Annotated in this window: 23 protein-coding genes; 14 read left to right on the top strand and 9 right to left on the bottom strand. The window is 62.2% G+C overall.

Annotated elements, in window-relative coordinates; genetic code table 11:
- Nucleotides 1–870: LysR substrate-binding domain-containing protein (locus AACR77_RS00180; RefSeq protein ID WP_042877721.1), on the bottom strand; the 870-nt coding region annotated here is incomplete at its 3' end.
- Between the two features lie 91 nt (nucleotides 871–961).
- Here AACR77_RS00180 and AACR77_RS00175 point away from each other — a divergent pair.
- Nucleotides 962–1,819: a DMT family transporter gene (locus AACR77_RS00175; RefSeq protein ID WP_041214395.1), complete on the top strand. Its 858-nt coding sequence runs from the start codon at nucleotides 962–964 to the stop codon at nucleotides 1,817–1,819.
- Here the strand turns inward: AACR77_RS00175 and AACR77_RS00170 are convergent.
- Complete coding sequence (locus AACR77_RS00170) at nucleotides 1,816–2,406, bottom strand: uracil-DNA glycosylase family protein (protein WP_010672800.1); 591 nt, start codon at nucleotides 2,404–2,406, stop codon at nucleotides 1,816–1,818. The genes AACR77_RS00175 and AACR77_RS00170 overlap by 4 nt on opposite strands.
- A 102-nt stretch (nucleotides 2,407–2,508) precedes the next feature.
- Here AACR77_RS00170 and rarD point away from each other — a divergent pair, with 102 nt between their 5' ends.
- Entirely contained in the window at nucleotides 2,509–3,402 is an 894-nt protein-coding gene (gene rarD, locus AACR77_RS00165; protein ID WP_010672799.1) for an EamA family transporter RarD, read from the top strand.
- On the top strand, nucleotides 3,399–3,734 hold the full coding sequence (locus tag AACR77_RS00160; protein WP_042877719.1) for a GIY-YIG nuclease family protein: 336 nt from the start codon (nucleotides 3,399–3,401) through the stop codon (nucleotides 3,732–3,734). Before rarD ends, AACR77_RS00160 begins: the two co-directional genes overlap by 4 nt.
- A gap of 50 nt (nucleotides 3,735–3,784) precedes the next feature.
- On the opposite strand, the gene pspG is transcribed toward AACR77_RS00160, so the two are convergent.
- The 4 genes from pspG to AACR77_RS00140 form a co-directional block, all read right to left on the bottom strand.
- The gene (pspG, locus tag AACR77_RS00155; protein WP_010672797.1) at nucleotides 3,785–4,003 is read right to left on the bottom strand and encodes an envelope stress response protein PspG; all 219 of its coding nucleotides are present in this window, start codon (nucleotides 4,001–4,003) and stop codon (nucleotides 3,785–3,787) included.
- A 47-nt stretch (nucleotides 4,004–4,050) separates the two neighbouring features.
- Nucleotides 4,051–4,257, bottom strand: a complete 207-nt coding sequence (locus AACR77_RS00150; RefSeq protein WP_010672796.1) for a PspC domain-containing protein — start codon at nucleotides 4,255–4,257, stop codon at nucleotides 4,051–4,053.
- A 2-nt stretch (nucleotides 4,258–4,259) separates the two neighbouring features.
- Entirely contained in the window at nucleotides 4,260–4,922 is a 663-nt protein-coding gene (pspA, locus tag AACR77_RS00145; RefSeq protein ID WP_010672795.1) for a phage shock protein PspA, read from the bottom strand.
- A 206-nt stretch (nucleotides 4,923–5,128) separates the two neighbouring features.
- Complete coding sequence (locus tag AACR77_RS00140) at nucleotides 5,129–5,857, bottom strand: 1-acylglycerol-3-phosphate O-acyltransferase (RefSeq protein WP_039039739.1); 729 nt, start codon at nucleotides 5,855–5,857, stop codon at nucleotides 5,129–5,131.
- A 163-nt stretch (nucleotides 5,858–6,020) separates the two neighbouring features.
- Between AACR77_RS00140 and AACR77_RS00135 the strand changes: the two genes are divergently transcribed.
- Genes AACR77_RS00135 through AACR77_RS00120 form a run of 4 tightly spaced genes read left to right on the top strand, consistent with a single transcriptional unit; the run spans nucleotide 6,021 to nucleotide 9,778 of the window.
- Complete coding sequence (locus AACR77_RS00135; RefSeq protein ID WP_039039817.1) at nucleotides 6,021–6,401, top strand: hypothetical protein; 381 nt, start codon at nucleotides 6,021–6,023, stop codon at nucleotides 6,399–6,401.
- Nucleotides 6,402–6,456: 55 nt separating this feature from the next.
- The gene (locus AACR77_RS00130) at nucleotides 6,457–8,499 is read left to right on the top strand and encodes a protein-disulfide reductase DsbD family protein (RefSeq protein ID WP_042877717.1); all 2,043 of its coding nucleotides are present in this window, start codon (nucleotides 6,457–6,459) and stop codon (nucleotides 8,497–8,499) included.
- 10 nt (nucleotides 8,500–8,509) lie between these two features.
- On the top strand, nucleotides 8,510–9,250 hold the full coding sequence (locus AACR77_RS00125) for a DsbA family protein (protein WP_042877715.1): 741 nt from the start codon (nucleotides 8,510–8,512) through the stop codon (nucleotides 9,248–9,250).
- A 3-nt stretch (nucleotides 9,251–9,253) separates the two neighbouring features.
- Nucleotides 9,254–9,778, top strand: a complete 525-nt coding sequence (locus tag AACR77_RS00120; protein ID WP_042014965.1) for a protein disulfide oxidoreductase — start codon at nucleotides 9,254–9,256, stop codon at nucleotides 9,776–9,778.
- A 76-nt stretch (nucleotides 9,779–9,854) separates the two neighbouring features.
- Here AACR77_RS00120 and AACR77_RS00115 read toward each other — a convergent pair whose 3' ends face one another.
- Nucleotides 9,855–10,265 (bottom strand): EF-hand domain-containing protein, encoded by a 411-nt coding sequence (locus AACR77_RS00115; RefSeq protein WP_041212307.1) that lies wholly within the window; start codon nucleotides 10,263–10,265, stop codon nucleotides 9,855–9,857.
- 267 nt (nucleotides 10,266–10,532) lie between these two features.
- Here AACR77_RS00115 and atcJ point away from each other — a divergent pair, with 267 nt between their 5' ends.
- From atcJ to atcC, 4 genes are read left to right on the top strand one after another with little or no spacing between them, the layout of a single operon-like run.
- A complete protein-coding gene (atcJ, locus tag AACR77_RS00110; protein ID WP_024943298.1) occupies nucleotides 10,533–10,817 on the top strand; it encodes a cold adaptation protein ActJcold adaptation protein ActJ in 285 nt (94 codons plus the stop codon).
- A 23-nt stretch (nucleotides 10,818–10,840) separates the two neighbouring features.
- A complete protein-coding gene (gene atcA, locus AACR77_RS00105; RefSeq protein ID WP_042864495.1) occupies nucleotides 10,841–11,383 on the top strand; it encodes a cold adaptation protein AtcA in 543 nt (180 codons plus the stop codon).
- Between the two features lie 12 nt (nucleotides 11,384–11,395).
- Entirely contained in the window at nucleotides 11,396–12,163 is a 768-nt protein-coding gene (atcB, locus tag AACR77_RS00100) for a cold adaptation protein AtcB (protein WP_010672787.1), read from the top strand.
- Between the two features lie 11 nt (nucleotides 12,164–12,174).
- Nucleotides 12,175–13,077, top strand: a complete 903-nt coding sequence (atcC, locus tag AACR77_RS00095; RefSeq protein ID WP_042877713.1) for a cold adaptation protein AtcC — start codon at nucleotides 12,175–12,177, stop codon at nucleotides 13,075–13,077.
- Nucleotides 13,078–13,162: 85 nt separating this feature from the next.
- Here atcC and AACR77_RS00090 read toward each other — a convergent pair whose 3' ends face one another.
- On the bottom strand, nucleotides 13,163–13,486 hold the full coding sequence (locus tag AACR77_RS00090; RefSeq protein ID WP_052224714.1) for a hypothetical protein: 324 nt from the start codon (nucleotides 13,484–13,486) through the stop codon (nucleotides 13,163–13,165).
- A 245-nt stretch (nucleotides 13,487–13,731) separates the two neighbouring features.
- Between AACR77_RS00090 and AACR77_RS00085 the strand changes: the two genes are divergently transcribed.
- The 3 genes from AACR77_RS00085 (at nucleotide 13,732) to AACR77_RS00075 (ending at nucleotide 15,920) form a co-directional block, all read left to right on the top strand.
- Entirely contained in the window at nucleotides 13,732–13,983 is a 252-nt protein-coding gene (locus tag AACR77_RS00085; RefSeq protein WP_039039818.1) for a hypothetical protein, read from the top strand.
- A gap of 148 nt (nucleotides 13,984–14,131) precedes the next feature.
- Nucleotides 14,132–14,506, top strand: a complete 375-nt coding sequence (locus AACR77_RS00080) for a hypothetical protein (RefSeq protein WP_042877712.1) — start codon at nucleotides 14,132–14,134, stop codon at nucleotides 14,504–14,506.
- A gap of 550 nt (nucleotides 14,507–15,056) precedes the next feature.
- A complete protein-coding gene (locus tag AACR77_RS00075) occupies nucleotides 15,057–15,920 on the top strand; it encodes a DUF2971 domain-containing protein (protein ID WP_081999248.1) in 864 nt (287 codons plus the stop codon).
- A 58-nt stretch (nucleotides 15,921–15,978) separates the two neighbouring features.
- Here AACR77_RS00075 and parC read toward each other — a convergent pair whose 3' ends face one another.
- Nucleotides 15,979–18,273 carry a DNA topoisomerase IV subunit A gene (gene parC, locus AACR77_RS00070; protein WP_042877709.1) on the bottom strand — a complete coding sequence of 765 codons (2,295 nt, stop codon included), beginning with the start codon at nucleotides 18,271–18,273 and terminating at the stop codon, nucleotides 15,979–15,981.
- Between the last annotated feature and the right edge of the window lie 76 nt (nucleotides 18,274–18,349).

The raw sequence follows: 18,349 nt of genomic DNA, 5'->3' as shown, positions 1-18,349 counted from the left end.
CGACTCCTGCCACAGCCACTGACGCAACCGGCTGATGGCGGGTTCATGGGCGCGCGAGCGCTTGAAGACGAAATAGAAGTTGTCGCCGGTCTCGAGGGCGTGCAGGGGCAGCCGCACCAGACGCGGATCCTCCGGCTGCAACATATAGTCGTTGATGAGCGCCATTCCCTGGTCCCAGTTCGCCGCCTCCAGCGCGAGCAGGATATGGCTGAAATGGTGCACCCTCGCCTCGGGGGGAATGGTCAGCCCCCCCATTTCGGCCCAGCGCCGCCAATCTTCCCCCTTCTCGCGGTAGATAGCCTGGATGGAGAGCAGCGGCAACTGCCACAGGGTGGCGGGCCACTCCCCTTCCACCTGCTGCCACATCCGGCGACTGCACACCGGCATCAGCCGCTCCCGATAGAGCAGATCGTGCATGTAGCCCGGCCCTTCGGGGGAGACAGTGATGAAACCGTCCGCCACCCTGTCGGAAAGCTCGGGATCTTCCGCCACCATCTCCAGGCTGAGATCCAGCTCGGGATAGAGCTGGCGCAGCCCGGCCAGGCGCGGGATCAGCCACTTCACAGCAAAGGAGCTGTAGACCGCGAGCCGCACCCGCATCTCGCCGCCGCCGCGCAACTGCTCGCTGCTCTGGGCAATCTGGACCAGCCCGGCGGCGATCCCCTCGAAATAGATCTCCCCCTGGGGCGTCAGGGAGAGCAGCCGCCCCTGACGCAGCAGCAGCCGCTCCCCCAGAAAATCCTCCAGCAGACGGATCTGGTGACTGACCGCACTCTGGCTGACATTGAGCTCCAGGGCGGCGCGGGAAAAACTCAGCAGGCGGGCAACCACCTCGAAATATTGAACGGCGCGCAGGGGGGGCAGCTTCATTATCCAAATTTCTCATGCGTGATGATTTTTTATCATTTTACTGGATAACAGGCCGCGGGCTACCCTCCCCTCATCTGAATCTGGAGGTGGTATGAATGCAGTCGGGATAGGCATCCTCTATCTGGTGCTCGGCAACATGGTGGCGGTCTTCTCCGATGCCCTGGTCAAGGTGCTGGAGCCGGACCAGCCCATTTTCCAGTTTGTCTTTTTCCGCCAGCTCTCCGCGGCCCTGTTGCTCACCCCCTGGCTGCTCTGGTCCTGGCGGCGCAACCCGCCGGTAGCCCTCAAGTGGCACCTGCTGCGGGCCCACATCTGGGCCGTCGGCGTCTGCCTGATGGTGGTCGCCCTCACCCGGCTGCCGCTCGCCACCGCCAACGCCCTCTTCTATGCCGCCCCGCTGCTGATGGTGCCGCTCGCGGTCTGGCTGGCGGGGGAGGCACTCTCGCGCCAGAAGGTGCTGACGGCGCTGCTCGGCTTCGTCGGGGTGCTCATCGTGCTGCGCCCGACCGAGGTAAACTGGGCCGCCCTGGCGGCGCTCGGGGTGGCGCTCTCCCTGGCGGTCAACAACCTGCTGATCAAGCGCATCCCGCTCCAGCAGCCCATCGCCCAGACCCTGTTTTTCACCAATGTGCTGAGCATGCCCTTCATCCTGGCGCTGGCCTGGTGGGAAGGGGGCGAGTGGCAATGGCAGATGTGGTGGCCCGCCTTCGGCTCCTCAGCGCTCATCATGGTCTATGCAGGATTGTGCGTGATGGCCTATCGCAAGGCGGAGGCAAGCAAGATCGCCTCGGCGGAGTACACCGGGCTACTGATGGCGGTCGCCATCGGGGTCTGGCTGTTTGACGAACAGCCGGGGCTGCCGCTGCTGCTGGGGTGCCTGTGCATCATACTGCCGCTGGTCGCCATGGCCCGCAGCAAGCCCAAACCCCAGGCCGAGCCGGCGCTCTAGCCTGCCGGGTCAAGCAGGGGGGCGACCCTCTGCTGCAGATGGGGGATCACCGCCTGCTCGAACCAGGGGTTCTTCCTGAGCCAGAGGGTGTTGCGCGGGGACGGGTGCGGCAGCGGCAACCAGGCCGGGCCATAGTCCGCCCAGTGCCGCACCGTCTCGGTGAGCGATCCTTTCGCCGCCGCCCTCAGGTAGTAAGCCTGCGCATACTGGCCGATGAGCAGGGTCAGCTCGATGTTGGGCAGCAGCATCAGTACCTTGTCGTGCCAGGTGGGGGCACATTCCGGGCGCGGCGGCAGATCCCCCGACTTGCCCCTGCCGGGGTAACAGAGCCCCATGGGCATGATGGCGATGCGGGATTCATCGTAAAAGGTGGCCTTGTCCACCCCGAGCCACAAGCGCAGGCGATCGCCGGAGGGATCGTCCCAGGGGATGCCGCTGGCGTGTACCCGGGTGCCGGGGGCCTGGCCGATGATGAGCAGACGGGCGCGCTCATTGCCGCGGATCACCGGCCTTGGGCCGAGCGGCAGGTGGGCCTCGCACAGGCGGCAGGCCCGGATCTGTTCAAACAGGGGATCGAGTCGGTTCATGGGCCCGATAGTACCAGAGTTTTCTCCCCGCTCCCGCTTGTGAAAGGGGCGGCGGATACTTATCATGCAGCCGCCATTGTTTAGTTTAATAAACGGAGAGAGATGAAGAACTGGATGGGCACCGGCAGCGCGGCCCTCTCATTCGTGCTGTGGGGCATGCTGCCCCTCTATTACCAGTTCATGCCCGAGATCAACATGTGGGAACTGCTCTCCCACCGGGTGCTCTGGTCCGTGGTGCTGCTGGGAGGCCTGCTTCTGCTCCTCGGCCAGCGGGTGCCCTGGGGGGCCCTGCGCGGCGATCCCCGGCAGCTCGGCCTCGTGCTGCTGGCGGGCCCCGTGATGTCCATCAGCTGGTGCATGTTCACCTGGTGCCTGACCACGGGCCAGGTGCTGGCCACCAGCCTCGCCTTCTTCATGACCCCGCTGTTCAACATCGCTTTTGCGGTGCTCTTCCTCAAAGAGAAGCTCACCCCGCAAAAACACCTGGCGGTAGCGCTCGCCCTGGCGGGGCTCGCCTACATGCTCTTCTCCTACGGCCAGCTGCCCTGGTTCTCCCTCGTGATGGGGGCCAACTTCGCCCTCTACGGCCTCATCAAGAAGAAGGTGAGACTGGACGCCGGAACCAGCCTCTATCTGGAGTCCCTGGTGCAGTTGCCCGTCGCCCTTCTCATCATCGGCTGGCTGACCTTGCAGGGCACCAGCCAGTTTATGGCCGGTGACTGGACCGAGCGCCTGCTGCTGATGGGCAGTGCCCCCGCCACCCTGCTGCCGGTGGGGCTGTTCTGCTATGCGGTGGCGCGCACGCCCATGAGCACGGTGGGGCTGTTGCAATACATAGAGCCGAGCCTCGCCTTCCTGCTCGCCCTCTTCTGGTTTGGCGAGATCCCGGATCCGGTGAAATCCGTGGGCTTTGCCTTCGTCTGGGCCGGCCTGCTGGTGAGCCTGCTGCCCCTGCACCGGCTTGGGCGCCAGCGGGCCAGGTGGCGCACCTCGTGACCCTCGCCACCCCCACTCCCTGCCGCTGGTTTGTCTATCTGGTGCGCACCGGCACCGGGGCACTCTATGCGGGGATCAGCACGGATCCCGAGCGGCGACTGCGTCAGCACCAGAGCGGCAAGGGGGCCAGAGCCCTGCGCGGCAAGGGACCCCTCTCCCTGGTATGGCAGCAGGAGGTCCCCGGCAAACCCGAGGCGCTGCGCCTCGAGTACCGCCTCAAGCAGCAGAGCAAGGCGTTCAAGGAGCGCCTGGTACACGAGCCGGCGCTGTGGCACGGCTGGAGCCTTTCCTGGCTTGCCACCCCGCACACCGACCCTGTGTCGCCCCCATAAAAAGGGCCACTGCAAGCAGTGGCCAAGGAAGGATGCGAAATCAGGGGGGCTTAACGGTAGGTGTTCGACTGCTTGCGCCTGTTGCTGAGGAGCCAGCACACCACCAGCACCACCAGCAACCAGGGCGCCAGCTTGATGATGAGGGCAAACATGCCGGCCAGGGCGCCAAACAGCACGAAGACCCCGCTCACCAGCAGCATGGCCAGCACGGTGAATCCGGTCAGCGCCATGCCGATCAGCACCAGGATCAAGACGATAAATTCCAGCATGTTGTGCTCCTCACGGGCTTGCACTTGCCGACGGGGCGATCCGGAGATCACCCCAGCCAGCGTTGAAGTTCACGGCGGGGAGGCATGACGAGCACCCCCACCAGATAGAGCGCCAGGGCCAGCGGCGGCATCAGGATCAGGGCGAGCAGGGCCACCACCCGCACCGTCACTCTGGACACCCCCAGCCCTCTGGCAAGACCGGCGCAGACCCCGGTCAGCTTGCGATGGGCGAGATCCTTGGGCCAGGGTGTCATGGTTATGCCTCCACCTTCTGACCCTTGAGCCGGGCCAGTTCCCGCTCAATCTCGTCGTTCAGCTCCAGTTCGCGGAACTGGGCCTCGAGGGACGGATTCTGCCCCAGGGTCGCCGCCTCCAGCTGGGCCTCCAGCTGATCGACCCGGTTCTGGAAGCCGTCGAAGCGGGCCACCAGCTCGTGCATGCGCTGGTTGTCCACCTGGGCACGGGCGCGGATGCGGCTGTGGGCGGTCTGCTCGCGCAGGGTCAGCATCTTCTGCTTCTCCCGCGCCTCGGTCAGCTTGGCCGCCAGTCGCTCGCTGTCGGCGGTGAGCTGGGCCAGCACTTCGGCCACCCGCGCCTTGTCCTCTTCCAGCCGCTCGCACTGCTTCATCTCCGCCAGCTTCTCGGTGAGGGCGGCACGGGCCAGATCTTCGCGGCCCTTCTGGATGGCGAGTTCGGCCTTGGCTGCCCACTCCTGGATCTGGTTGCGCAGCGCCTGCTGATGGCGCTCCAGCTGTTTCTGTTCGGCGATGACGCGGGCGGCCTGGGTTCTCATCTCGACCTGGACCTGCTCCATCTCCTCGATCATCAGGCGCAGCATCTTCTCCGGCTCTTCGCTCTTGTCGAGCAGGCTGTGCAGGTTGGCATTGATCACGTCGGTCAGGCGGCTGAATACGCTCATGGTCTGGCTCCTTGTTGATGGGGTGTCACTCTCTTCCCATGACATTACAAGAGCCGTGCCAGAATGTTTTTGCCTTTATTTACAATTAGATGAAAGTTAACGATGGATGTTCACCGGATACAACGTGGTGAAAAAAACCAACAAGATGGTGATTTTCACCAATAAAAAAGGGAGCCAGCGGCTCCCTCTCTTCTCTGCAACCGGGCTCAGGCCGCCGGTCGATGGCCGAGCTTGCCATCCAGCTCCGCCAGCTTGGCTTCCATCTTCTCCCGGCAGGTGTCGGAGAGCTCGCGAATGCCAGCGGCGCCGTGCTCCTTGCTGCACACCGGGGCCATCACCTCCAGCAGCACCTCGCCGTTGTCCCAGCGGTTGAGATCGACCTGACCGAAGTAGCTGGAGCAGACGATGGGCACCACGGGCACCTCGGCCTGGACGGCAGTGTGGAAGGCCCCCGCCTTGAACGGCAGCAGACCACGCCCCTGGGAGCGGGTCCCCTCCGGGAACATCCAGATGGAGGTGCCGCGATGCTTGATGCGATCCACCACCTGGCCGATGGTGCCGATGGCGCGGGAGCGGTTGGAGCGGTCGATCAGCACGTTGCCGGAAAGCCAGAAGATGAGACCGAAGAAGGGGAGCCACAACAGGCTCTTCTTGCCCACCGCCACCACGCCGGGCTGCACGGCGCCGGTCACGGTGAAGATGTCGTAGTTGCTCTGGTGATTGCAGACGTAGACCGCAGGTCCCACCGATTTGACCTCGTCGGCCACCGTCACCCGGACCTTGAGGCCGATCAGCGGGCAGACCGCATGATACATGCGGGCGAAGACATAGACGTTGTTCGGGTGGCGCGGGCGCACCAGACAAAGCAACAGGCCGAACAGGAACCAGAAGACGAGCAGCAGTGCCAGCAGCAGCACACGGGCAAGTTTGAGCATCGAACACCTCGGAATTTGACTCGGCGCAGTATACTGGTCCCCCTTTTAGCGAACAAGCGTTCGCCAGACAGAACCGACCAGCCCCGGACGTCACCGGTCACCCCGGCTTGCCCCACCCGCCATTGCCCGCTAGGATGTGGCCATCTTGATGAACGGGGCGAGCATGATTTTGCAACAACGCGCGGCGACACGACTCCTGCTGCTGGTCTGCCTGCTGGTGCTCAATTGCGCGGCCCAGCCGCTGGCCCGCCTCGCCCTGCTCGATCACGCCGTGAGTTGCCAGACCCTGCCCCAGTTTGCCTCAGCCGACGACCAGGCCGACAAGGGCACGCCCGCCAGTGTGCAGCCCAACAGCTGCCAGCTCAACGGCAAGTGGCTGAGCGCCGCCAGTCTGCTGTGCGTGGAGCAACTCTTCTTCGCCATCGCCTTCGTGATTGCCCTGCTGGTGCCCCTGTCACGGCGCGCGCCGGCACTGCCTCCCCCCATCAATGTCTCGCCGCCGGAGCGGCGACTGCACCTCACCCTCTGCGTCTGGCGGGAATGAGTTCAGCCGCGCTTTTTCAGCCTGCTGTCACTCATTTTTTTGCGAGACCCAACACATGTCGAATCTCTTCAAGGCGGCCCTGCTACTGGGCAGCCTGCTGTGGCAATCCAGCGGATTGGCCAGCGATACGGGGTGGCTCACCCGCCCCCAGAACAGTCACGCCAAGGTCAGGCTGCAAGCCGACCGCAGCGTCCCGGATCAGACCCGCATCCTGCTCGATGTCCAGCTGGAGTCAGGCTGGAAGACCTACTGGCACAGCCCGGGTGAAGGGGGCATAGCGCCCCAGATCCTGTGGGATGAGCCGGTCGGCGACTTCCAGTGGCACTGGCCCACTCCGCGTCCCTTCGAGGTGGCCGGGCTCAGCACCCAGGGCTATCAGGAGCAGGTACGCTTCCCCCTGAACCTGGGCTACCCGGCCGGACAGCCGCTCAAGGGCACCTTGCGCCTCTCCACCTGCAGCAATGTCTGCATCCTGACCGACTACCCCTTCACCCTGGCGGCGGATGAGCAAGCGCCGGCCGGCTTTGACTTCGCCTGGGCCCGGGCCATGAGCACCCTGCCACAGACGCTGCCCGCCGACACCCGGGTCGAGCTCGGCTACCAGCATAACCAGCTGCAACTGCGGGCCGAGCGGGCAGAAGGCTGGCAGGAACCTGCGCTCTTCATCGATGCGCTGGAGGGGGCCGAGTTCGGCAAGCCCGCGCTCGAGGTAAGCGGCACCACCCTGATTGCCCGGGTGCCGGTCAGCGACGGCTGGCAGGGGGATGCCCCTGACTTGCGTGGCCAATCCCTCGGCCTGCTGCTCACCAGCGGCGAACAGGCCTGGCAGACCCGCGCCACCATCGCCGGGCCCCTCGCCCTGCCGGTCCCGGGGCAGCCACTTCTCTGGCTGCTGGGGGCGGCGCTGCTCGGCGGTCTCATCCTCAACCTGATGCCCTGCGTGCTGCCGGTGCTGGCTCTGAAACTCGGCACCGTGTTGCAGCAGCAAGAGAGCGAACAAGGAGGCGTGCGCAAGCAGTTCCTCGCCGCCAGCGCCGGGATAATCACCTCCTTCTGGGTGCTGGCGGCCATGAGCAGCCTGCTGCGCGCGACTCAGGGTGCCGTCGGCTGGGGGATCCAGTTCCAGAGCGCCGGTTTCATCGGCTTCATGGTGCTGGTCACCCTGCTGTTTTGCGCCAACCTGCTGGGCTTGTTCGAGATAAGGTTGCCCAGCAATCTCAGCACTCGCCTCGCCACCCGCGGCGGCGAGGGGCTCGGCGGCCACTTCCTGCAAGGGAGCTTCGCCACCCTGCTCGCGACCCCCTGCTCGGCCCCCTTCCTCGGCACCGCGGTGGCCTTTGCCCTGGCGGCGCCCCTCGGCCAGCTCTGGCTCATCTTCACGGCCCTCGGCCTTGGCATGAGCCTGCCCTGGCTGCTGGTGGCGGCCCTGCCGCGCCTCGCCCTCTGGCTGCCCAAACCGGGCCGCTGGATGGGGCGACTGCGCATCCTGCTCGGGCTGATGATGCTGGGCTCCAGCCTCTGGCTGGCGAGCCTGCTTGGCAACCATCTGGGCAGCACGGCCACCGGCTGGCTGATGGCCGCCATGGTGCTGGCGCTGCTGATGGGCATCCTCTGGCGCTATGGCCTGCGCGGTTTCACCCTGGCCCTCTCTCTCTCGGCACTCATCGGCGGCGCCCTGCTGCTGGGGGGCGCCCTCACGGTGAAAGGGAGTGGCAGCGTCGATCGCATCGCCTGGCAGCCGCTCTCCGAGCAGGCCATCGCCGACGCCCTGGCCCAGAACAAGCGGGTCTTCGTGGATGTCACCGCCGACTGGTGCGTCACCTGCAAGGCCAACAAATACAATGTGCTGCTGCGTGACGAGGTGCAGCGCGCCCTGTCGGCCCCGGACGTGGTGGCCCTTCGCGGCGACTGGAGCCGGCCGAGCGATGCCATCTCCGCCTTCCTGCGCCAGCGTGGCGCCGCCGCCGTTCCCTTCAACCAGATCTACGGGCCCGGCCTGCCGGAAGGGGAGATCCTCTCTCCCCTGCTGGACAAGGCCGACTTGCTCGACAGCTTGCACAAGGCCGGCCTCGTTCAGGCCGATGCCACCCATTTCTAAGGAGAATGCCATGAGACTGCGAACCCTGACCCTCTGCACCGCCCTGGTCGCCGCCACCCTGGGCACCCCCACGCTGCACGCCGCCCCCTTCACCCCGGAGCAGGAGGCCCGCATCAAGGAGCTCATTCGCGAGACCCTGATCGCCAACCCCGGGATCCTCGACGAGGCAGCCGAATCCTGGGAGAAACAGAACGCCGCGACCCAGCAAGCCCAGATGGGTGACTTCATCAAGGGCAACCAGGACGTGCTGTTCAACAGCCCCACCAGCCCGCGCCTCGGCGCCAAGCATCCCAAGCTGACCCTGGTGCTGTTCACCGACTACAACTGCCCCTACTGCAAGCAGTTCGACCCGGCGGTCGCCAAGCTGCTCGCGGCCTATCCGGACGATCTGGGGCTGGTGATCAAGCTGCTGCCGTTCAAGGGACAGACCTCCGCCAAGGCAGCCCAGTACAGCCTGACCCTGTGGCAACAGGATCCTGCCCGCTTCCTCTCCCTGCACGACAAGCTCATGAGCAAGCAGGGGATGCTGACCGAGACGGACATCAACAAGGCGCTGGCCGCCACCGACAACCTGACCCTCAAGCCCGCAGGCAAGGCCACCGAAGAGCTGCGCAACAGCCTGCGCATCGGCACCCTGCTGGGCGTGCAAGGCACCCCGGCGACCCTTATCGGCAACCAGCTGGTGCCGGGTGCCATTCCCTATGACGAGCTGGAGCAGCTGGTCAAAGCCGAGCTGGCCAAGCGGAGCTAAGCCATGGCCGAGGATGCAGGCATAAAGGCCCCCCGCTGGCGCCGCTGGGGCAAGGAGGCGCTCTGGCTTCTGCTGATGGCGCTCGTCATCACCACCCTGGTGGATCTGTGGCGCAGCCCCACCCTGCCGGCGGGTGCCATGGAGGCCCCCTTCACCTTGCAGGACGGCACCACCACCACGCTGGCCGAGCAGAGCCGCGGCAAGCCCCTGCTGGTCTACTACTGGGCCAGCTGGTGCGGGGTGTGCCGCTTCACCACTCCCACGGTGGAGCAGCTCTGGCAGGAGGGTGAAAATGTGCTGACGGTGGCCCTGCGCTCCGGCAGCGATGAGCCGTTGCGCGCCGGGATGGCGAAGAAGGGGCTGACCTTCCCCACCCACAACGACGAGTCCGGGGATCTGGCCGCCCGCTGGCAGGTGGGGGTGACGCCAACCTTCCTCGTCATCAAGGATGGGGCTCTGGTGAGCAGCACCACCGGCTGGAGCAGCGCCTGGGGGCTCAGGTTGCGGCTGCTCTGGGCAAGCTGGTAGCCCCCTTCATGCCAGAGATGCAAAGAGCCCGGTATCGCTACCGGGCTCTTTTTCATCAGAGGGCTGACAACCCGCCCTATTGGGCGGCCTCCATCGCCCGCTTCTCCAGATTGGCCTTGATGTCGAGACGCTCAGACTCCCCGATCACCCCGTCACCGTTCTTGTCCAGGCGAGAGAAGAGCGCCTCCTGCCGCGCCATGAACTGGGCCCTGGTGGTCTCCCGCGACGGCTTGAGCTGGCTCATCCGCTCCGGGACCGGCTTGCCAGCCTGTTGCATCACGCCAGCCAGCTTTGCCAGGTTGGCCTCTTTCTCGGCAACCGACAGCACGCCGTCACCGTTTTTGTCTTGCAGGGCAAAGCGCTGGGCGGCGCGCTCCATGAACTGGGCCCTGGTGACATCCCCCATCAGCGGCGAGACAGGCAATATGTCGCTGGCAGAGGCGGCACTGCCTGCCAGCGCGAGCACGAAAAACGCGGACTTGACCATGGCGATGACTCCTTGTGACGGCAGAATCCGGATGGTTCGGACAAGAGGGGGTCGGGCAACGCCGGGGCCTGCCGCCCCCCTCTGCCAGTGTAGCCCCGCCGCCATCTCGCACCGCCCGCTCTTTTCGTACAGAAAGACCGCACTTTCATGGCAGAGGCGCCGGCTTTCCGTTAAAATCTCCGGTTTTTGCCGAGCCTGGTTTGCCGACGTTGCGCCACCAGGTCGACACAGGATGAATTCCACCATGCCAGTGAGGCAGGATCCGTCATGAACAACTACTTCCGGGTGTTGGGCGTCAAGTCCAACGCCAGTGAAAACGACATCAAAAAAGCCTATCGACGGCTGTCGAACCAGTACCACCCCGACAAGCTGCACGGGGCGAGCGAAGAAGAGAAAGAGCAGGCAGCCGCCCGGCTGCACCAGGTAAAGCAGGCCTATGAAGTGCTGTCCGATCCGAAACAGCGGGCCGCCTTTATCAAGGATTTCAACAACGTCATCGTGACCGATCCCGCTGCTGCCATGCAGGAGATGTGGGACCAGTTCTACCCCTGAGCCACCAGGCAAGAAGAGCGACTATGCAAAAAAAATGGGACCAGGCACGGCTCAAGGCCCTGCAAAGCGATGCCAGCGAGAACATCGAATCCTACCGGGATCAGGATGACCCCAAGGGGCTCGAGCAGTTCACCGACAAGATGAAGGCCCTGCTGCTGGCCGACATGAGCATGCTGGAGTTCATGCCCGAATACCTGCCGCTTGCCCTCTATGGCCGGGTGCAGTTCCCGCCCAAGGCCAAGTCGCAGTGGAACAAGTGGCTCGCCAGCGGCGAGCAGCCCTCCTGGGACGAGTTCAAGGTGAGTGTCGGCTTCAACAATGCCATCCTGCCGCTGGTCAAGGCGGTGCGGGCCCAGAGCGAAGATCAGCTGATGGAAGCCTGCGCCGTGCTGTTCCTGCTGGACAACCCGCTGCCCCGCGGCAGCCACCGCGCTGATGACGATTACGAGCTGCGCGATGAAGAAGAGGAAGACGGGGAAGATGCCGACGCCGACTACCACGGCGGCAGTGACCGCTATGGTGATGACGACGGCGATCAGGATATGTACGACGAAGTCCGTTTCTAATTGGGGCAAGGCATGAGCAACAGTCTGATAGAAATTACCGCCATCGAGATCAAAGAGCTGGCCGTCATCGAGCCGAAGCAGGCCAGCGAGAAGTTCGAGCTGATCGCCAAGACCATGTCTGACGACCAGTTGGCAGAAGTGATTGAAAACATTGATATCGTTACCCTGACCCAGATCAACGGCCAGCACGACATCTCCTTCCCCTCCATCATCTCCGAGCTGATGACCCCGGAGCGGATCCGCGACATCGTCTGCCAGCAGCCCCTCTACTGGGAAGAGGCGATCAAGAACAACGCCGACGAGCTGCAACAGCACACCTTCGACTTCCTCAACTACCTGATCCGCACCCAGGAGAGCGAAGCCAAGCAGCGGGAGATCCTCGAGTGCGTGGCCGAGGATCCGGCCGGTCTCTTCTACCTCGCCATCCCCTTTATCGAGTTCTATCGCGGCGATCGCTATGAAGAGGACGAAGGCTATCGCGACGTGCTGCACGCCGAAGAGGAAGATCTCGAAGAGTCCCTGCGCTACAGCGAGCGCCAGCAGGCCGAAGACAGCCACGACTATGCGCTGGACGACCCGCGCAGCCTCTTGATGCTCATTCGCGAGCTGGCCCCCGAGGTGGAAAAATCCATCAAGTCGCTGCTGCGCAACGAACACTCCACCTGGGACGGCATCATCAACAAGTTTGCCGCCGAGCTGGTGATGCAGGCCAAAGAGAAGAACAAGGTCGAGGAAGACGAGTACGGCGACGTCGACGACATGTTCAGCTTTCTGGATTAAGGAGCCCATTCATGCAGTTAGTCATTCGCGATGCCAACCAGGGCCCCTTTCTGAGCCAGGTGCTGCGCTTTGGCCGCGACAACGAACTCTTGAGTCAGCAGCAGCTCGCCGCCATCAAGGGCAAGGCGGTGCTGATGAGCCTCAAATTCGCCGACAAGTACTACAACAAGTACAAGATGCACCTGCTGGAGCAGGCCGCCCACGACGTCATCGGCGTGGTGAGCCTCGGTCTGCAGGAGCTCTCCCAACGGGATCCGGCCAAGGCACTGGCCCTGTTGCAGGCACCTGAAGGCCCCATCAAGCCGTTCCAGAAGGGCTGGTCCATGCTCATCACCGTCAGCCCCAAGCAGGCTGGCAACAGCCTCTACGGTGACGTGGATGCGCGGCTCTTGGACAAGATCTCCAGCCCCCCCGATGTGGAGGAGTGGCAAGGGTGGCAGGAGTACGAGAAGGCGCTGACCGAGCACAACAAGAGCCGCCTGATGGAGCTCATCGACCAGCACTTCTTCGCCTGCGAGAGCGACCACCCCACCATGGAGGACAAGCTGGCCGAGGCGCTGCTCTACCGCATCCTCTGCGGCAAGGGCAGTGGCGCCGCCCCCCTCAAGGTGAAGCAGGATCTCAAGCGCAAACTGGCGCGGGAGATTGAGCTCAACGAGAGCTGGTATGACACCGACTACCTCGCCGCTCAGCTCACCCTGATGCTGGGCGCGCTGCCCGCCGACATGGCCGCCACCCTGCGTCAGGAGCTGAGCCCGGGCTTTGTGCCCAACCTGCTGCATACCCTCGGCTTTGTGCGCCAGTACCAGCAGTTGCAAAAAGAGGACGCCTCGCCGGAGAAGCTCGACAACATGGAGATGCGCGCCGGGATCCGCCACCCCCTGCTCGGCTGGCCCCTCTACCACGACTTCTGATGACGGGCTTTCCCCTTCACGCTGTTCCAACGCCCGGCTTGCCGGGCGTTGTCATCTTTGCAGCTCGCAGATGGCGGCACCGACCCTATCGGGCAATGGTCCACATGGCGCTTTGCATCCCGGTCTCCCGAAAATCGATCACCACGGGATAGTCGTTGCCACAGCCCGTCACCGTCCAGCGCTCCTGCCAGTGGCGACTGCCCGGCTCCCCCTCGGGAAGTTGCAACACCACGGGCACGAAGCGCTCCGGCGCGTCACACCCCTTGGTGGCCACCCAGGATGCGACCCCCACCATGGCATCCCGGATCAGCTGCTGATTGGCCAGGGTACCTTCCTGCACGGGTTCACTCGGGCTGGCCTCGGCCTGGCACACCAGGGGAAAAAACAACAGCAGGGCACAGGGTCTCATCACACCTCCAGAGGGGTCAGTCAAAAAGTGGTTCGTTCGGGGCTTTCATCATGACCCGAAACGGCGCCAGACAGAAGAGGCCACCAGGGGGAAGCAGGCGCAGGATCCGGGGCGCGGTGGCGTGCACGCAAGGCGGACTACCTCCTAAGCGTCATTGGCCCACATTTTGTCAGGGATATAATGACTCCCCCATACAAGCCGCCGGGGAACGAGCCGTGAGCAGAAAGCCGGACCGCATGACCGCCATGCAGCAGATCATCGACGCCGTGAAGGCGGAATTTCCGCTCTATCAACCGGATACCTTCAAATGCGGGCCGGACAACACCTGCATCGGCTGCCCCAAGAAGCTGATGGAGCTGGTGGATACGGACCTCTGCTACTGGCAATATCAGATCGATCGCGGCATCCCGCCCAGCTTCGACGAGCTCAACCGCTTCGGCAAGATGTGCAAAAATATCCGCCGGGCCCTGGTGCGCAATGGCCGCATTCCCGCCTGATGAGAAGCAATATGCTGCCTTCATCGGTTTTTTGTGATGGTTTTATCCACCAGAATGAATCACCACCTTATTTAATGGCTAGGCACACCTTGTTCACCGCCTATCGTGCTGATGGCCGACGCAGGTTCATTGCCCCAAGGAGCACAATATGACTCAGGAAAGCATCCAGACCCGCTACACGCTGGATCCCGCCCTTGCCAGCGCCACCGAACTGGAGCAGGCCATCGCCCGGGCCATCGAGGCCAACAAGCAGGACTTCTTCCCCCTGCTGGAGCGGCTGGTGGATGTGGGCGATAGCCGGGTCAAGCTCAGCCAGAAGGATCCCCTGCGGGTGCTGGGGGTGGAACTCGACGAGGCTCGCACCGGCGGCACTGCCCGCCTCGGCTACGAATCCAACTTTTCCGAGAGCTGCCGCCTTATCGACGAATACGACCAGCACCAGACCAGCGTGGCCTTCACCCTCGACGGGGATCAGCTTGTTTTCGATCTTGAGCTGCCCATACAGTGGAATTTCGACAACTAGGGCTACTCCCCCGCCTTCGCTCAGCAACCTGCCCATCACAAAAAAGGAGCCTTGCCGGCTCCTTTTTCACTGATTCACCGCATCGCGCGGCTCCTCCCGCCCTCTGCGTCACCCCTCAGGTGAGGTAGTTCAGGTGAGATAGTAACGCCACGACCGGACCGGCTCGGCGAAACCGATCCGGATGCAGAAGGGCGCCAGATCGTGATTGGCCTGCTCCAGGCTGAGGGGCTGGTGGGCATCTTCCTGGCACTGTGCTGCTCCCTTTAAGCTTATCGAGCGGGAACGAGTAGGGTCGATTAGCGCAGCGTAATCGTCCGTGCCATTTGCCCATTGGTGTTTGGAAAACGGGAAGATAAGATGGGCTACAGCAGGATAGGGGCAACCGGTTTTCGCAATTGCCTGATTACGCTCCACTAATCAAACCTACGGCCCTACCAGAATGGCAGGCTTTACAACATATCGAAGAGGAGCTTCAAAGCACTGTCTTTTTAGAATATGTTTATCTTGGCCCAATTAAACCCATAATTAATATATTGCACAGGATAGCTATATGTATAAATATTTAAGCTCATTTTTTGATGAAATACTGACGGAACCTTCATTAAGAATGGCACATGTAAGCTTATTAAATGATACTAATGAGAAAAAAACGCATCGCGATTACTCACAACTTATTTGTGAACTCCCAGCATTCAAATTCATTATCAATGAGTACAAAAAAAGAACTCCTCTTAAATCAGAAGAGGAATTAATAAAAGAGGCAAAGGAAATATCGCTAAGCATTATAAATAATGAAATTCAAAATATGGGGGTTATATCTCTTTGTCCAAACCCAACAAATGATATGATGTGGGGAATGTATGCGGACGGACAAGCCGGAGTTTGTGTAGAATACAATATTTCTGAACTTAGTAAAAACTATATGCTACACAAAGTGCAATACTGTGAGTCAAAATATAATGATGATTCTTTTGCGCCAGAAGGGATGCCATTACCCTATCTGTGGGATTATGTTATAAAAACTGCTTTAACTAGGAAGAAACCAAGCTGGAGCAATGAGGAAGAGTCCAGATTTATTATCAAACTATATGAAGCTGATGAAATTAGAGCAAGAGTACCATCCAGTGAACTGAGAAATTGTTTATTAAAGAATAATCACTCATATGTAGAACTCTCCGATGGCAGTTTAACTATTGAGCCTTACGGAAGTTTATCCTTAGGTGAAGTGGCAAAACACAAAGAAGTTCTCTGCCTAAAAAAATTGAAAAAAAATCATTTAAAGTCAATATGTTTTGGTGAAAATTCGCCCAAAGAAAATATTGAAAGAGCAAAAGTGATAATCCATTCTGATAGCGAAGTAAGGCATGTATCGCTATATATATTTAGTGATGGGCAGATGCATAAAATAGACTGATTTACCGACGATACTTTTATTAGATAGAGAAGGGCGCTTTCGCGCCCTTCTCTATTAATCACCCTTCCTGATTTTCCCCGGCTGTCGGTTCGACACCAGCGGCGGGTTCAATCTCGATACGATCGACCCGCTGCAATCCTCTTGGCAGCTTGGCGCCACGGCGGCCGCGCTCGCCACGGTAGTAGTCAAGGTCAGACGGTTTGAGGGTGAGCTTGCGCTTGCCGGCAAACAGGGTGACCGACTGGCCCTGCGGGATAACGGCGGCCATCACCACAAACTCCTCCCGCGCCTTCACCCGAGCCGACGGGATGCTGATGAGCTTGTTGCCCTTGCCCTTGCCGAGTACCGGCAGGGTATTGAGCGGGAACAGCAGCATGCGCCCCTCGTTGGAGATGGCCATGCAGAGATCGGTGTCCGGCGCGCCTATCCTCTGGGGCGCCATGACGATGCCCCCTTCCGGCACGGTCAGCAGCGCCTTGCCGTTCTTGTTCTTACCGATCAGGTCATCGTACTTGCAGACGAAGCCGTAACCGGCGTCAGAACAGATGAGATACGGCTCGCCTTCGTTCCCCATCACCAGATGGCGCACCTCTTCCCCGGCCCCCAGCGCGAAGCGGCCGGTGAGCGGCTCGCCCTGACTGCGGGCCGACGGCAGAGTATGGGCCTCCAGCGAGTAGGTACGTCCCAGGGTAGAGAGGAACACCGCCTGCTGGTTGCTGCGGCCATGGGCGTGGGCGAGATAACCATCCCCCGCCTTGTAGGAGAGGCCCTCCACATCCACGTCGTGGCCCTTGGCGGCGCGCACCCAGCCCTTGTCGGACAGGATCACGGTCACTGGCTCGCTCGGGGTGAGCTCCTTCTCGGTCAGGGCCACGGCGGTGGCGCGCTCCACCAGCGGGGTACGGCGATCGTCGCCGTACTTCTCGGCATCCGCCAGGATCTCTTTCTTCAGCAGGGTGCTGAGACGGCGCTCGGAACCCAGGATCAGTTCCAGCTTGTCGCGCTCTTCCGCCAGTTCGTTCTGTTCGGCGCGCAGCTTGAACTCTTCGAGCTTGGCCAGGTGGCGCAGTTTGAGCTCGAGGATCGCCTCGGCCTGGGTTTCGCTGATGTTGAAGCGCTCCATCATCACCCGGCCCGGCTCCTCCTCGGTGCGGATGATCTCGATCACCTCATCGATGTTGAGATAGGCGATCAGCAAGCCTTCGAGGATGTGCAGGCGGGCCAGCACCTTGTCGAGGCGATACTGCAGGCGGCGGCGCACCGTCTCACGGCGAAAACTCAGCCACTCGGTGAGGATGGTCTTGAGGTCTTTGACCTGGGGCCGGTTGTCCAGACCCAGGATGTTGAGGTTGACCCGGTAGTTCTTCTCCAGATCCGTGGTGGCGAACAGGTGGGCCATCAGCCCCTCCACATCCACCCGGTTGGAGCGCGGCACGATCACCAGACGGGTCGGGTTCTCGTGGTCCGATTCATCCCGCAGATCGGTGACCATGGGCAGCTTTTTGGCCACCATCTGGGCGGCAATCTGCTCCATGATCTTGGCGCCTGAGGCCTGATGGGGCAGCGCCGTGATGACGATGTCACCATCTTCTTCGCTCCACACCGCCCGCTGCTTGATGGAGCCCTTGCCGGTCTCGTAGATTTTGCGGATGTCGTCGCGGGGCGTGATGATCTCGGCATTGGTCGGGTAGTCCGGCCCCTGCACATGGGCCATCAGGGCATCCAGGCCGGCGTTCGGGTTGTCCAGCAGTTCCACACAGGCGTGGGCCACTTCCCGCGCGTTGTGGGGCGGGATATCGGTCGCCATCCCCACCGCGATACCAGTCACCCCGTTGAGCAGGATGTGCGGCAGGCGGGCGGGCAGCACCACCGGCTCCTTCATGGTGCCGTCGAAGTTCGGCGTCCACTCCACCGTGCCCTGCCCCAGCTCGGAGAGCAGCAGCTCGGAGAAGCGCGACAGCCGCGCCTCGGTATAACGCATGGCGGCGAAGGATTTGGGATCGTCCGGCGCACCCCAGTTGCCCTGACCGTCCACCAGCGGGTAGCGGTAGGAGAAGGGCTGGGCCATCAGCACCATGGCTTCGTAACAGGCGCTGTCGCCGTGGGGGTGGTATTTGCCCAGCACGTCACCCACGGTACGGGCAGACTTCTTGTGCTTGGACAGCGCCGACAGACCCAGCTCGCTCATGGCGTAGATGATGCGCCGTTGCACCGGTTTGAGGCCGTCGCCGATATGCGGCAGGGCCCGATCCATGATGACGTACATGGAGTAGTTCAAGTAAGCCTGTTCGGTAAAGGTGCGCATTGGCTGGCGCTCTACCCCGTCCAGACTGAGCTCGATGGCATCACTCATGTGATTATCTCTTTCGGTTCGGGAGCCGCCACAGGGCGACTCCGGCTAAATGCTTGCTGGCCCTGTCCGGGCCAGC

Origin of the sequence: Aeromonas sp. ZOR0002 (assembly GCF_963866995.1) — a bacterium.
GTDB classification, from domain to species: Bacteria; Pseudomonadota; Gammaproteobacteria; order Enterobacterales; family Aeromonadaceae; genus Aeromonas; species Aeromonas caviae.
The sequence above is the reverse complement of the archived record's forward strand: the minus strand, read 5'-3'. Positions and strand labels throughout refer to the sequence as shown.